Annotated in this window: 12 protein-coding genes and 1 other RNA gene; 10 read left to right on the top strand and 3 right to left on the bottom strand. The window is 41.9% G+C overall.

Annotated elements, in window-relative coordinates:
- The 3 genes from J6U00_RS11445 to J6U00_RS11435 all read left to right on the top strand — a co-directional run.
- On the top strand, nt 1–664 hold a 664-nt coding region (locus J6U00_RS11445), incomplete at its 5' end, for a DNA glycosylase (RefSeq protein ID WP_296581977.1).
- Nucleotides 665–714: 50 nt separating this feature from the next.
- Nucleotides 715–966, top strand: coding sequence for a hypothetical protein (locus J6U00_RS11440; protein ID WP_296581976.1), 252 nt, complete (start codon nt 715–717; stop codon nt 964–966).
- Between the two features lie 87 nt (nt 967–1053).
- Nucleotides 1054–1917 carry an AraC family transcriptional regulator gene (locus J6U00_RS11435; RefSeq protein WP_296581974.1) on the top strand — a complete coding sequence of 288 codons (864 nt, stop codon included), beginning with the start codon at nt 1054–1056 and terminating at the stop codon, nt 1915–1917.
- Nucleotides 1918–1952: 35 nt separating this feature from the next.
- On the opposite strand, the gene rnpB is transcribed toward J6U00_RS11435, so the two are convergent.
- The 3 genes from rnpB to J6U00_RS11420 form a co-directional block, all read right to left on the bottom strand.
- Nucleotides 1953–2297: RNase P RNA component class A (gene rnpB / locus J6U00_RS11430), an RNA gene on the bottom strand.
- 32 nt (nt 2298–2329) lie between these two features.
- Nucleotides 2330–3793, bottom strand: a complete 1464-nt coding sequence (locus J6U00_RS11425) for a PH domain-containing protein (RefSeq protein WP_296581972.1) — start codon at nt 3791–3793, stop codon at nt 2330–2332.
- The gene (locus J6U00_RS11420) at nt 3783–4235 is read right to left on the bottom strand and encodes a PH domain-containing protein (protein WP_296581970.1); all 453 of its coding nucleotides are present in this window, start codon (nt 4233–4235) and stop codon (nt 3783–3785) included. The genes J6U00_RS11425 and J6U00_RS11420 overlap by 11 nt, the downstream gene beginning before the upstream one ends.
- Before the next feature lie 207 nt (nt 4236–4442).
- Between J6U00_RS11420 and J6U00_RS11415 the strand changes: the two genes are divergently transcribed.
- From J6U00_RS11415 to ftsH, 7 genes are all read left to right on the top strand, one after another.
- Complete coding sequence (locus J6U00_RS11415; protein ID WP_296581968.1) at nt 4443–5681, top strand: amino acid carrier protein; 1239 nt, start codon at nt 4443–4445, stop codon at nt 5679–5681.
- A 677-nt stretch (nt 5682–6358) separates the two neighbouring features.
- Nucleotides 6359–8200 (top strand): ribonuclease J, encoded by a 1842-nt coding sequence (locus J6U00_RS11410; RefSeq protein ID WP_296581965.1) that lies wholly within the window; start codon nt 6359–6361, stop codon nt 8198–8200.
- Nucleotides 8201–8222: 22 nt separating this feature from the next.
- The gene (locus J6U00_RS11405) at nt 8223–10196 is read left to right on the top strand and encodes a DHH family phosphoesterase (RefSeq protein WP_296581963.1); all 1974 of its coding nucleotides are present in this window, start codon (nt 8223–8225) and stop codon (nt 10194–10196) included.
- A 19-nt stretch (nt 10197–10215) separates the two neighbouring features.
- On the top strand, nt 10216–10662 hold the full coding sequence (gene rplI / locus J6U00_RS11400) for a 50S ribosomal protein L9 (RefSeq protein ID WP_296581962.1): 447 nt from the start codon (nt 10216–10218) through the stop codon (nt 10660–10662).
- Nucleotides 10663–10674: 12 nt separating this feature from the next.
- Nucleotides 10675–12030, top strand: coding sequence for a replicative DNA helicase (gene dnaB, locus J6U00_RS11395; protein ID WP_296581961.1), 1356 nt, complete (start codon nt 10675–10677; stop codon nt 12028–12030).
- A 2-nt stretch (nt 12031–12032) separates the two neighbouring features.
- Nucleotides 12033–13367: a tRNA lysidine(34) synthetase TilS gene (tilS, locus tag J6U00_RS11390; RefSeq protein WP_296581960.1), complete on the top strand. Its 1335-nt coding sequence runs from the start codon at nt 12033–12035 to the stop codon at nt 13365–13367.
- Between the two features lie 17 nt (nt 13368–13384).
- Nucleotides 13385–15292: an ATP-dependent zinc metalloprotease FtsH gene (ftsH, locus tag J6U00_RS11385; RefSeq protein ID WP_296581959.1), complete on the top strand. Its 1908-nt coding sequence runs from the start codon at nt 13385–13387 to the stop codon at nt 15290–15292.
- Nucleotides 15293–15302 lie beyond the last annotated feature (10 nt).

Here is a 15302-nt window from a genome sequence, read left to right as displayed (position 1 = left end):
TTCTCAGACCTCAAAGGGCAGCTTTATTTTTCACAATACTAACGAAAACGACTTTATCTCAAAATGGATAAGATATTTTGACTTTGAGACAGATTATTCCGAGCTGAAACGCTGTTTTTCTGAAGACGAGACCCTTGCAAAAGCATGTAGCTTCGCAGGCGGCATAAGACTTCTGCGACAAAACAGCTGGGAGTGTCTTATTTCCTTTATTATTTCCCAGAATAACAATATCCCGAGGATAAAAGGAATAATTGACAGGCTATGTGAAAATTACGACGGCAGATTTCCAAGTATAAATGAATTATCGATGGAGAATGCCGATACTCTCTCCTATCTCAGGAGCGGCTTCCGCGCAAAATACCTTGAAGACGCTGCTATAAAGGCAGCATCAGGAGAAATAAACCTTGACGCGATTGCTACCCTTCCCATCGACGATGCAAGATCTGCTCTAAAAAGGATAAAGGGCGTCGGTCCTAAAGTAGCAGAATGCGTTCTCCTCTTCGGAATGTACCGCACCGAAGCCTTTCCGGTAGACGTATGGATAAAGCGAGTACTTGCACAGTACTATCCGGATGGTTTCCCGGAATTCGCAAAATCGAGCGCAGGCATCGCTCAGCAGTACCTATTCCATTATATACGAAGTATTTCATCGCAAAATGAATAATCCTTTCAAAAATGCCGATAATCTGCTTATCTTTATTTTTTGGAGGAAGTATGTTAAAAGGTGTTAATAAAAGAATAGTTGAGATCAATAAAACCGACAGTATTTACTTTGAGAAGGCAGTGCTTTACCTTAGACCTAACGTATCCGTTCTGCCTGAATCCGTCTCAGCCAAAGAGACCGAGCGCGTTCTGAACGGTATTATAAGTCCGAAAAGGAAAAAGTCAAAGAGAAATATTATTCTCTTTTTGCTCGCCACTTCTATCTTTATTGCTGCTTTTCTTTTTGTAAGGAGCATTTCATAAATCACAGAGGCTTTTTCTCTACAGAAGTTGATTTACAGCGTAAAATAATGTATAATATATAGTATAATACTGTAAAAGGAGGTTGCTATGGAAAAGCTACTATCCGAAAATAACGATAAGACATCTTCAAGACGAGTGATATGCACCCCTAGCCCGTCAGCCAAAAATGCATTCTTCTATCTTCAGGAAGCGGGATATTCCAAACGAAACGAGGCTCAGATACATCACAGGCACGATCTTGACTCTTTTTTTATAGCAGCGGTTGTAAGTGGCTTTGGAGAGCTTGTTATAGGAGATGACACATATCCCCTTATAAAAGGCGACTGTTTCTTTGTGGACTGTCGTCTGCCTCATTACTACAGGAGCCTTGAAGCTGAACCGTGGGAGCTTCTCTGGGTTCATTTCAATGGAAGCACCTCACAGCAGTACTACGATTATTTCACATCTCAGTCAAAGGCTGTTTTCCATCCTCATTTTTTTGACAAGGTAGTTTCGGCGATAACAGAATTAATGGATATCAACGAAAAAAAGCTTCCCGACGCTGAAATAATCACCTCAAAGTTAATTGTTGAGCTTCTTACAATAGCTCTTACTGTTAACAATAGTGAACAACAATTCGACTCTGCTTTAAAGCAAAAGCTGCTGTCGGTACATAATTTTATAGACGATCATTTTGCCGAGGATATCTCTCTTGAGATGCTTTCATCAAGATTCTACATAAGTAAATACTACCTCACCCGTGAATACAAGCGAATATATGGAAAAACTATATTTCAGCACCTTATAAACGCAAGGATAAACTGCGGTAAAAAACTTCTTCGCTTTACTGATAAATCCGTGGAGGAGATCGCACATCTCTGCGGATTCAACGATCAGAGCTACTTTGCAAGGCAATTCAAAAAATCTGAAAACCTTACCTGTTTCTCATACAGAAAGATGTGGAGAGACTAAATAACGCAAAAAAAGAGAGCAAAAGCTCTCTTTTTTTATTGACCAGACCGATAAGCCGTGTTCTGTCGTGTGCGGTAATTTATCTACGCTTACCGTCGCCGGCAAGCTCCAGCCGCCATTACTTGTTATCCGCCGAGCAGACGTTAAGATAACAAGCACCAATAGGCGTTGCATCGGATAGGGTTTACATAGCAGCGCTGTCTCCAGCGCTCTGGTGAGCTCTTACCTCGCCTTTCCACCATCACCGCATTAAGCGGCAGTATATCTCTGTTGCACTTGCCCTAAGGTCGCCCTCGGCTGCCGTTAGCAGCTACCCTGCTCTGTGATGCACGGACTTTCCTCGTGAACTAAAGCGTTCCCGCTACCGCATAGTCTGCTCACTTGATAATGATACCATTTTTAAGCACAATTGTCAAGTTTTTACTTTTTCGCCTATCTTATATCCGAGCATATCAGCTATTTTTCTTACCTCCTCGGCTTTCATTGCCTTTATCTTATATCTTGTATGCTCCTCGCCCTCAAACCATATACTGAATGCACATCTTCCGCTCATCGCCTGTAGCAGATTCTGTTCCAGCTCAATTTTTACGACCTTTTCACGAGTCGAAACAACAGTATGGAACTTAGTCCATTTTGAACAGCGGATTATAATCTTATCCTCGTAAAAAGCAACACCGCTCGTCATAAGCGCTACGAATTTTACTATAATAAACCATATCGCAGGTATTTCGAGCATGACTGCAAAAAAAAGTGAGAGCTCGACAAGTTTTGGAAATATCCTTGCCGCCCAGTCGTAGGTCGGAATAATAAGTGAAGCAACCATAAGAGGTATCAGCAGATATGAGCATATACCTGCCGGTTGAGCACTGTATTTGTTCTTTTTTCCACCGTATATGCCGATAATCTCGAACTTTTCTCCGAGATTTTTTTCCTTCCTCACCGGAAGCAAAACAGGCATCCTGTTTTTTGACGAACCATAGCCTGCACAACTTATATTCACCGCAACGGCTCCCCTTACCTTCATTAAAAGATTCTGTCTGAGGTCTGTGTAATTGATATGCGAATTCTTTATACGGTATTCCTTGCGCTCTAGTATACCGTAGGATACTCTTGTACAGCTACGGTCGAAGTCGATGTTAAATCTTCCGTACCTGAAGAAATTCACAAGAAATGACAGGAACCACGATGCAATAAAGAAAACTCCTATAAATATAGCGGCTGTCGGGATTTTAAGAAGGAGCTTTTCCGTCAGCTTTTCCGTTTCCTCCGTAAGAATATTCAGAGAGTGCATTATAATATCGTATGCGATATCTCCGCCCTTAAAGAAAAATGTGGCAAGATAAACAGTTCCTGAAAAGCCGCTTGAAAAAAGTGCAGAAAAGATCAGTACAGAAAGCGTATTCGGCTGCGATATATCATCTATCTTCTTTTTTTCGTCAATGTCCGGCATATGCTGCATTATCTTTTTCAGAGCTTTTTTACCGATCAGGAGCTTTAGATCTACTGTCTTGAAGATTCCAGCGCGTGTATCGCATCGAAACCTTATTGCTCCGAATGGCATCATGAAAAAAGGTCTTTCTACTGTAACCGAGCTGATATTCCGTATAGGGATAAAGGTATTTACTCGTACAAAAACTCCGTCGCGATGTACAAGTTCCTCTTCTGTAAGATAAATACGCGAAAAAAGCCACCTAACCAAACCGACCAGAATAATAGCCGCAAGTACAGCTATATCGAACCATGCTCCACTTACCCAGCTGTAAAACCAATCCTTGTCAAATTTATAGGTATAAACGCCGCGTATCAAAGGGAAAATAAGTAGCCATATATTCTTCGCGGAGTATCTGAGTATTTTCAAAGGATGTTCACGGCACATACTTCTCCCCCTCAGTACTAATTCCTCCGGACATGGCAAAGATTTCTTCAGCGTCGGACTTTTTAAGGAATAAAAGCCTAAGCTGTCCACCGTATACGAAGAATATTATAAAATTAAAGCCCGTATAATTTGATAAATAGCTGCTTATAAAAGTGGTATACTGTATGGAGGAATATCTTACAGACTGATGTACCTTTATAAATACGCCGCTGCTCTTTGTGACCTCTGTTTCAGTGGCGGTATATTTTATTGAAGAAAAATAAAGCGGCAGATGAACGAACATCTCTAAAAAGGCGATTGAAATGACAACAATCACTGATAATACGACTATCTTTTCTATCGCTACAAAATATCTTACTGCCGCAAGAATAATGATAGCTACTACAGTGATTATAATCCTCATTGTCGTCAAACAACGCCTGTCAGGTGCATACTGTTTCATTTCACGCCCCCTTCACGGTATTATATAGTATCAAATAAGCGAAACGGTATGACTGCCCGATCACATATCTTCAAGGATAAAAAATTAAATGTTCATTACATGAACATTATATCATAAATAAAATCATATGTAAAACCGAAAATTAAAACAAATTGTAAACTTTATCATTAACCACTTTATCATTAAGCTGTACGAAAGCGGTGCATCATGCTGGAAAAAATCAATTCTTACGTCTGGGGAAACGGACTGATAATCCTCTTGCTTATGACAGGTCTACTGTATACGCTCAGGTTACATTTCATACAATTCCGCATTTTACCCTATTTTATGAAGATATTCCAAAAAAGAGAGAATAAGTGTTCTCAATTTGGAACTTTCTGTATGTCTCTTGGTACGGCTATGGGAACGGGAAATATCACTGGAGTTGCATCAGCAATAAGAATAGGTGGAGCCGGGGCGATCTTCTGGATGTGGATTTCTGCCTTTCTCGGTATGGCTTTAGTCTATGCCGAAAACTGTCTTTCGGCGAAATACAGTACCGAAACGATACGAGGTCCTATCGCATACATAAGATACGGACTCGGAAGCACAACACTATCCGGTATATTTGCATTCTTCTGTCTATGCGCGTCCTTCGGCATGGGAGGGATGGCGCAGATAAGTACACTTTCGGAAAATCTTTACAAGTGCGTGGAAATACGTCCGATACTACTATCGTGCTTCGTATGTATTATATTATACGTAATAATAAAAGGAGGTACTGAAAGAATAAGCGGTGTGGCAAAGATACTGCTGCCCCTCGCGACTTTTGTATATACTATTATCTGTGTGGCTACAATAATAAAGAACAAACAAAAGCTCCCCTTTACCTTTTTAGATATATTTTCAGAGGCTTTTGGCTTAAAACAGGCAATGGGAGGGATAACAGGATATTCTGTAGCAAAAGCTGTATCTGTAGGGATCAGAAGAGGAATATTCTCAAACGAAGCCGGTCTCGGAAGTTCTCCTTTGCTGCATAGCGCCTCAGAAAACTACAGTTCATATAAAATACAGGGAATGTGTAGTATGCTTGAGGTCTTCATTGATACGATACTTTGCTGTACTCTTACTGCTGCCGCTGTACTGTGCTCTTCCGTAGATATGACTGTAAATTCATCATTTCTGCCTGTTACCGGTGCAATAACTGATATCATACTTGCTTTGTTAATGGTGATATTCGCCTTTTGTACTGTTATAGGCTGGTCATACTGCGGTTCAGTAGCATTTTGTTACCTTTTCGGCAGCAATAGCAAGGGATTCAACATTATCTTTTCGCTAGTTGCAGCCTCCGGAGCCATTCTTCACTCACAGACCGTTTGGACGATATCAGATATCTTCAACGGACTTATGGCTTTCCCGAATATAATTGCCCTTTTATTACTCGTAAAACAGGTAAGCAAAGAATAAACTCCATCTCTGTTGTCAATTAATATTATAAACCGCTCTCTGCAAAAAATACAAATCTACTTGTCAAAACTTAAATTAGCCTAATACTGTACTTTTCTGCATTTTTTAAGTTTGTTCGCTCCAAAATTGGTTGTCCAATCTTAAAAAGGCTGAAATACATCTTTTTCACCTTAATATCTTAGGAATCGCCCAGTATAGCTTAATATCAGCGGATCTGAAAGTATTCCACAATTGATATCTTCATGTTGTAAAAAACTATTTATATTGCATAATGTTAAAATCATTCAGATTTTCTATTGACATCCATATTTTATTTCTGTATAATTATATTTGAATACTTGCGCTCGCAGTGCGATCCTGCAATAGCGTCAACTGTAATTTATAGGCTTTTATGGCGAAAACGTCATTAAGATATTTACCGCAGACGATTTGCGGTCAAAATGCTTCGGAACCAACATATCCACAAGATCACATAATTATATACAGGTTCGGCTCGAAAAAGAGCTTGTACGTTTGCCTGTTTTCTATGTGGTCAGCCTTTTTATCGCTTTTTATAATGTGAATGATGCTTTACACTCACAAATCTCACAATTCCGGAGCCTTACTTTTTATATTTTTTCAGGCTTCTGCGGCGTTCACGCAGAGGTCTTCCCTATTATTGAAAGCGAGGTCATATAGTGAACGAAAAAGAGAAAAATAATAAGACAAAGCAGAGCGATTCTGTTGCCCCCAAAAGGACTTACAGAAAGCGTTCAGCGCCAAAGGATAAGGTAACAAAAGAGAAAAAGCCAGCTGTTAAGACCGAAACAGCACCAGAAACCAAGACAAAAAGCCGTGCAAGGCAACCTAAGGAAGTAAAAAAGACGCCTGTACGCATAATACCGTTAGGTGGTCTTAATGAAATAGGTAAAAACATGACAGTTTTCGAGTGTTCAAACGATATGTTCATACTCGACTGTGGTCTTGCTTTCCCTGACGCCGATATGCCTGGAGTAGACATTGTTATCCCGGATTTCACCTATGTTGAAAGAAATCAAGAAAAGATCAGAGGAATAGTTATTACGCACGGTCATGAGGATCATATCGGCGGTCTTGGCTATCTCCTCAAGAAAATAAACGTACCTGTATATGCCACAAGACTTACTATTGGACTTATCGAAGGCAAACTCAAGGAACAGGGCATAAATGGAAAAGTGAACCTCAATATCGTAGAGCCCAAGAAAACAGTTAAAATGGGCTGTATGGCTGTTGAATTCATAAAGGTAAATCATTCCATCCCCGACTCTGTAGGTATGGCTATCCATACACCTGCCGGCGTTATCGTACACACCGGTGACTTCAAAGTTGATTATTCGCCAATTGACGGCAAGATAATAGACCTTGCCAGATTTGGTGAACTAGGCAGCCGCGGCGTTCTTGCCCTTATGGCTGATTCTACAAATGCCGAAAGGCCAGGATATACACATTCCGAGCGTACAGTCGGTGACTCCTTTGACAAACTTTTCCAAAAAGGTGAGGGTAAACGTATCATAATCGCCACATTCTCATCGAATATTCACCGTGTCCAGCAGATAGTCAACTGTGCTGTCAGATACAACCGAAAGGTCGCCGTATTCGGCAGGAGTATGGTAAATGTTATAAATACCGCCATAGATCTTGGCTATCTTGAAGCTCCAGACGGTATATTTATCGACATAGAGATGATGAACCGCTATGAAAGCGAGCGCATCGTTCTTATAACTACGGGAAGCCAGGGCGAACCAATGTCGGCTCTTACCCGTATGGCAATGAACGACCATAAAAAGGTTAACATCACGCCCATGGATTTCATAATTATATCTGCAACGCCTATCCCTGGCAACGAAAAATTCGTTACGCGAGTTGTTAACGAGCTTATGAAATCAGGTGCTGAGGTCGTTTATGAGGCAATGTATGAGGTACACGTTTCAGGTCATGCCTGTCAGGAGGAGCTGAAACTCATGCAGTCTCTTACGAAGCCTAAGTTCTTCATTCCCGTTCACGGTGAATACAAGCACCTGAAAAAACACGCAGATCTTGCCTTACAGCTTGGTATGCCCAAGGAAAATGTGCTTATCGCTGAGATAGGCAACGTTATCGAGACAGACGGAAATACCATGAAGGTCGTTTCACAGGTGCCTGCAGGAAGAGTCCTCGTTGACGGACTCGGCGTAGGTGATGTTGGCTCTATAGTTCTCCGCGACAGAAAACATCTTGCTCAGGATGGTCTTATAATCATTGTCATAGGCATTGAAAGGAGCACCAATGAGCTTGTTGCCGGTCCTGATATAATATCAAGAGGATTCGTCTATGTCCGTGAATCAGAAGAACTAATGGTAGAGGCAAAAGGCCTTCTTACTGATACTCTTGCAAACTGTTCCTCCAACGAGTTGAGAGAATGGAATTCCCTCAAGGGAAAACTCCGCGACGCTCTCTCCGATTATATTTACCAGAAAACAAAACGCAGTCCTATGATCCTTCCGATTATAATGGAGACATAATCTTTCCGAAAGGAGTAAAAAGGTGAAAAAGAAATTCCCGGCAGTTATGTTGATACTTCATCTGCTTGCGCTGGGTATGTTGATACCTTCATTTCTGCTGATAGACCGCAGCAATACTATCGCAAATGTCCTTATAGGAGCTGCTTTCGCTCTGATACTAAGCTGTATCGTATATACTATAATATATTCCCAGAACTCTATGCGCCGCATTTCAAAGATGAATCAGCATCTTGAAAGCTCTGCTGCCGAATTTATGAATTCCTTGCCTGCTCCTGTTGCAGTTATCGACAATAATCGGCAGTTCGTATGGTATAACCAAATATTTGCCGAAAAGATAGGGCTCGGACAGGATGTTTACGGACTTGAATTTGAGAGCTTCGTAAAAATAGATATGGATTTGCTATCCAGCAATGGAAGTGCATTATGTCCTATAAACGGTTGTATTTACGACGTTACTGCTGAGAAGTTTGAGAAGAATGATATGTCATTCCTTGTTCTCTATTTTCACGATCAGTCGAACTATTACACGATAAAACATGAAATGAGCGAATCTCACCCCAATGTTCTGATCATAACTATCGATAACTATGACGAGATAATGCAGAATGCAAAGGAGAGCGAAAAAGCACAGACTTCAGTAGAAACAGAAAAACTCATAGAAAACTTCATGAGTAAGACGAATGGCTTTATAAAAAAGACGTCTCCGAATACATTTTTTGCTATAATCGAGAACCGTCATCTGAACGAGATAATAAACAGCAAATTCAAGATTCTTGAGGCTGCCCGCAGTATAAAGATAGCCGGGAAGTACCCGCTTACCTTCTCCATAGGTGTAGGTCAGGGTGCAGACTCACTCTCCGAAAGCGAGGATATCGCAAGGCAATGCCTTGACATGGCTCTCGGACGAGGCGGCGATCAGGCTGTTGTCAAAACCGACACAGGCTACCGATTCTTCGGAGGAGTTTCCAACGGAGTAGAAAAGCGCTCGCGTTCAAAAACAAGAATAATTGCAAACGCTTTACAGGACCTTATTATGAACAGCGAAAGGGTATTTATTATCGGTCATCGTTTCGGCGATCTCGACTCTGTAGGCGCAGCTTGCGGTATAGCAGGAGCTATAATAAACCTAGAAAAAGAAGCCTTTATCGCTGTTGATCGCACAAAGAATCTTGCTACAAATCTAATAGACAAGATCGACGAAGCCACTGACGGAGCACTTTTCGTTACTCCTTCAGAGGCTGAAAGTATGATAACTCCCAATGATATGCTCATAATTGTTGATACTCATAACAAGGACTATGTGGAAAGCCATACACTTTATGAGAGAGCTCATTCGGTAGTCGTTATTGACCATCACAGGAAAACTGTCAACTTTATTGACAATGCGGTGATATTCTATCATGAGCCCTACGCTTCCTCTGCGTCTGAAATGGTCACAGAGCTTATACAGTACTTTAATTACCCAGTTGACGGAAAGATCGCAGGCTGCTTTGCCGATGCTCTTCTTTCAGGTATCATGCTCGATACAAAGAATTTCGTTATGCGTACCGGAGTTAGGACATTTGAAGCTGCTGCTTTCCTTAAAAAGCTCGGTGCTGATACGATAGCTGTAAAGCACCTCTTTTCCAATTCTATAGATTCATACAGAAGGAAAACCCAGATAGTTGCTTCTGCAAAGATACATAACAATTGTGCTATTGCTGTTGCAGATTTCGACTCTGACGATATAAGGATTGTTGCTCCTCAGGCTGCTGACGAGCTCCTCGGAATTACAGATGTTGACGCTTCATTCGTTATATACAAGACCAGTAAAACGGTCAATATATCCGCACGTTCCCTTGGCGGACTGAATGTTCAGGTAATCATGGAGCAACTCGGCGGAGGTGGTCATCAGACTATGGCTGCCACACAACTTGAAAACGTTACAATGGAAGAAGCCGCAAAGGCTCTAATAATCGCAATAGACGACTGCAAGAAAAACAGCACTGATCTCTAAACAAGAAAGGTTGATTAATATGAAGGTTATATTTTTACAGGACGTTAAAGGCTCTGGAAAAAAAGGTGAAATAAAGAATGTTGCTGACGGTTACGCACGCAATATGCTCCTTCCCAAGGGCTATGCAGTAGAGGCAAACGCATCGAATATGAACAAGCTCGAAGGTGCTCAGGCTTCTGCTCAGCATAAAATAGACGTTGACATACAGGCTGCCAAGGAAGCTGCCGAGAAAATAAAGGGTAAAAAGGTTAATATATCCGCAAAAGCCGGCTCAAACGGTAAGCTATTCGGTTCTGTTACCGCCGCAAACGTTGCTGATTCTCTTGCAGAACAGTTCGGCGTAAAGGTGGACAAGAAGAAGATATCTCTTAGCTCAGATATCAAAAATTTCGGCTCATACACAGCAACTGTAAAGTTCTATAACGGTATTGCCGAAACCATAGATGTTGAAGTCGTTGAAGGCTAAACGGTGAATGCTATGGATGAACATGATATCCTGCTTTCTGCCCGCGAGCTGCCTCACAGCATAGAAGCAGAACAGTCTGTCCTTGGAGCGATAATATCTCAGCCCTCCGTGCTTCCCGACGTTATCGAACTCATAAAGCCAGAGTACTTCTACAATGAACAACACAAGGCTCTTTACTCGATAATGCTGCAAATGAATTCAATGAGCCTACCAGTTGATATTGTAACCGTACTTAATGAAGCGGAAAAGCAGCATATATTTGAAAGCCCTGCTGAGGGAAGACGATATCTTGCAGAGATAGGTAATATGCTCCCGTCAACTGCAAATATTCAGAGCTACTGCAAGATAGTTGCAGACAAGTATTTCCTCAGAAGTCTAAGTTATGTGGCTAAAACGATACTTGAGGACGTTCAGTCAGGTGAACAGGATGCACAGCTTCTTCTCGACGCCGCCGAACAGAAAATATATGATATAAGACAGGGCAAGGACGTCCGCGGTCTCGTTCCCCTTTCGGAAGCTATCGCAGAGGCTTATGACAGACTAGGAAAGATATCAGGTCCTGACAAGGACAAATACGTAGGTGCAAGGACAGGTTTTACACTCCTTGACAGTATAACTTCGGGACTTAACAAATCCGATCTTATCATAATTGCCGCACGTCCTGGTATGGGAAAAACTTCATTTGCTATGAACATTGCCACAAATGTAGCAAGACGTGCAGAAAAGGACGTCGTTACCTTCAATCTCGAGATGTCAAAGGAACAGCTTGCAACAAGAATACTATCTACCGAAGCACTAGTTGAGTCAAATACACTCAGGAACGGTAGGATCTCTGGCGGTGACTGGGTAAAGCTCGCTACAAGTGCCGGATATCTCAGCACTCTTCCCCTTTATATCGATGATACAGCAAGCATGACCGTCCAACAAATGAAGGCAAAGCTCCGCAGAACTAAAAATCTCGGACTTGTAATCATAGACTATTTACAGCTCATGGAATCGACTTCACGTTCTGATAACCGTGTAACAGTTATCAGTGAGATAACAAGACAGCTCAAGGTTATGGCTAAGGAATTGAATGTACCGGTAATACTCCTTTCACAGCTTTCCCGTGCTGTTGAAAGCCGTACAGACAAGCGCCCAATGCTCTCAGACCTGCGTGAATCCGGTTCTATAGAGCAAGACGCGGATATAGTACTTTTCCTGTATCGAGAAGCCTATTACAATAAAGAAAGTCAGCGACAAAACATTTCCGAATGTATCGTCGCTAAAAACCGTCACGGTGAAACAGGTACTGTCGAGCTAATATGGGACGGACAGTTCACAAGATTCTCTAATCCTGACTATAATGCTCCGCCTGAAAATGTTTGATCATGTTAGATAAGGTTTACAGTTTTATTCAGAAATATGATATGCTGAAAAGCGGTGATACTGTAGTATGCGGTCTTTCAGGCGGCGCAGACAGCGTTGCTCTTTTGCTTGCTCTTTTCAGTTTAAAGGACAGACTTGGAATACAGGTTGAAGCTCTACATGTCAATCACTGTCTAAGAGGTGCTGAAAGCGACCGGGATGAACATTTCTGTCGCGAGCTCTGCAAAAGAAAAGCGATTGTATTCAATGCTGTTTCATGCGATGTTAGTGGATATGCAGTAAAAAACTCGCTTTCTGTCGAGGAGGCTGCAAGAAAGCTGAGATATTCTGTTTTTAAGGAATATACAGCTCATAAAAAAATCGCAACTGCCCATAATGCAAACGATGCCCTTGAAACTGCAATACTTAATCTCGCGCGAGGAACAGGTATTAAAGGCATCGCAAGCATACCTCCTGTAAGAGACAATATTGTAAGACCGCTACTTGGCGTAACAAGAGCTGAAATAGAAGAGTTCCTTGTAAAAGAAGGGCAGGACTATGTGACAGACAGCACCAATCTTTCGGACGATTACACACGCAATAAGATACGGCATAAAATCGTACCTCTGCTCGGAGAGTTAAACAGTTCGGTCATCGAAACATCAATAAACTCTCTGAATACCTTACGCGATGAAAACGCCTTTATTGAGTCTGTGGCCAATGACGCTTACAGCTCGTGTCTGAAAGGGAAAAAGCTGCTTGACCTCGGCAAATATGCTCCAGTAATAAGAAAACGACTTATCGCAAGACTCTTATCCGAGAACGGACTTCCCTATTCCCATAAAAGACTGGAGGAAGCTGACAGCATTGCGTTAAACGGCGGTAAGCTTAATATTTCCAGTCAGATATATCTTTTGGGAACTGATGGTTCAATAGAACTTATAAAAATAGTGCCTGACAATGACAATTTAATATCAAAGCCGCTAATTATAGGCGAAAACCGAATTTACGCCGGATGTATACTTTTCTGCGAAATTATCCAATGTGATGATTTGAAGAAAATTGAAACTGTTAACAAAAATTCCACATTTTATCTGCTTGATTATGATAAAATAAGAGGAAGAACTGTTGTCAGAAGCAGAAAGTTCGGTGACAGGATAAAATTGAGAGGAAGGGATTTCACCTCCTCTATTAAAAAAATGATAAATGAAAAGATTCCGGCTGAAAAACGCCGCACGCTTCACTTCATAGAAGACGAGGAGGGTACGGTATTCGCCGAAATGATCGGAATAGCCGATCGTGCTGCACCTGATGAGAATACTGTACATTTTCTTAAGGTCTGTATAAAACGCTCATAAAGAATGGAGAGGATAATTTGACACCCAAAAAAAGCAAAGGAGTTCTTACCTATCTGCTTATCGTTGGTATAGCTGTTTTCTCGCTCGTATATATCAGCTCAAGACTGAATCAGAACAACGATAAGACGGAATATACCGAAATAATCGGCTATTTTGACAATTATAGGGTCTCCTATTACGAACTTGATCTTGGTACGGGAGATCTTACCTATCAGCTTGATAATGAGGACACGAAAAAGCATTACAACGTTCCAAATGTTAATATCTTTCTGAATGATACAGAAAACTACCGTAAGGAATACAATACAAGGCACCCTGACGCTCCTCTTAAGCAGGATTATATCAAGATCACAGACAGAACTTGGCTTTATTCACTTATACCGGTAATTCTTACGGTTCTTCTCGGTATATCTATACTCTACTTCATAATGAAGCAGAACGGCGGAGGAAGCAAATATGCAACCTTCGGAAAAGCTAACCTCAAAAATGGTGCAAGCGCCCGTAAGGCTACCTTCAAGGATGTTGCAGGCGCAGATGAGGAAAAACAGGAGCTTATCGAAATAGTTGATTACCTCAAAAACCCGAGAAAGTATACAGAGCTAGGTGCTAAGGTACCTAAAGGAGTTCTACTTCTCGGACCTCCCGGTACAGGTAAAACCCTTCTCGCGCGTGCAGTAGCAGGCGAAGCAGGCTGTCCATTCTTTCCTATTTCCGGTTCGGATTTCGTTGAGATGTTCGTTGGAGTAGGTGCTTCCCGTGTAAGAGATCTCTTTGAACAGGCTAAAAAGCACTCTCCTGCTATAATCTTTATAGACGAAATTGACGCCGTAGGACGTCACAGAGGCGCAGGTCTTGGCGGAGGTCATGATGAACGTGAACAAACCCTCAACCAGCTTCTTGTTGAAATGGATGGTTTTACAGGCAACGACAGCGTTATCGTTATCGCTGCTACAAACAGGCGTGATATCCTCGATCCGGCTCTTCTCAGACCGGGACGCTTCGATAGACAGATAGTTGTTGGCTATCCTGATGTTAAGGGACGTGAAGAGATACTCAAAGTTCATGCAAAAAACAAGTCTCTCGGTCCTGACGTTGACCTTAAAGTTATTGCGAAAACCACTCAGGGCTTTACCGGAGCTGATCTAGAAAATGTACTCAACGAAGCAGCTCTACTTGCTGCTAGAAACAATCGTCTTGCTGTTACAGAGGCTGATATCGAAGAGGCTACAATGAAAGTAATTGCCGGTCCTGAAAAGAAATCACGCATAGTGACCGAACATGACAAGCTTGTAACTGCCTATCATGAGGCAGGTCACGCAGTTGCTGCATACAACCTCAAAACACAGGATAAGGTACATCAGGTAACTATTATCCAGCGTGGTATGGCTGCAGGTCTCACAGTTACAAGACCAGATAACGATGATAGGCACGTTTCACGCAATCAGATGCGTGAGAGCATAATAATGCTTTTGGGCGGTCGTGTTGCCGAAGAGCTCTTCATCGACGACATATGCACCGGAGCTTCAAACGATATCGAGCGTGCTACATCTACCGCAAGAAATATGGTAACAAAGTACGGCTTTTCAAAGAAGATCGGTACTGTTGTTTACGGCTCTGACAACGACGAAGTATTTCTCGGAAAAGACTACGGTCATACAAGGAACTACAGCGAAGCTGTTGCGGCTCAGATAGACGAAGAAATCCGCTCTATCATCGAAAAGGCTTACAGTGACTGTACAGAACTTCTCAAGGCTAACGAGGAAAAGATGCACTTCCTTGCAAAATATCTCCTCAAGTTTGAGAAGATAGACGGTGATGATTTTGAAAAGCTCATGCGCGGCGAAATATCTGAGGATGTCCTCACACAGGAGATAGTTGAGGATAAAGCGGAAGAAACTGCTGATGAACAGCCGTCTGAAGAATAATACAGGATCC

Source organism: Ruminococcus sp., assembly GCF_017650195.1.
Taxonomy (GTDB): Bacteria; Bacillota; Clostridia; order Oscillospirales; family Ruminococcaceae; genus Ruminococcus.
Note: the sequence above shows the minus strand (reverse complement) of the source record. Positions and strands in the feature narration are given on the sequence as shown.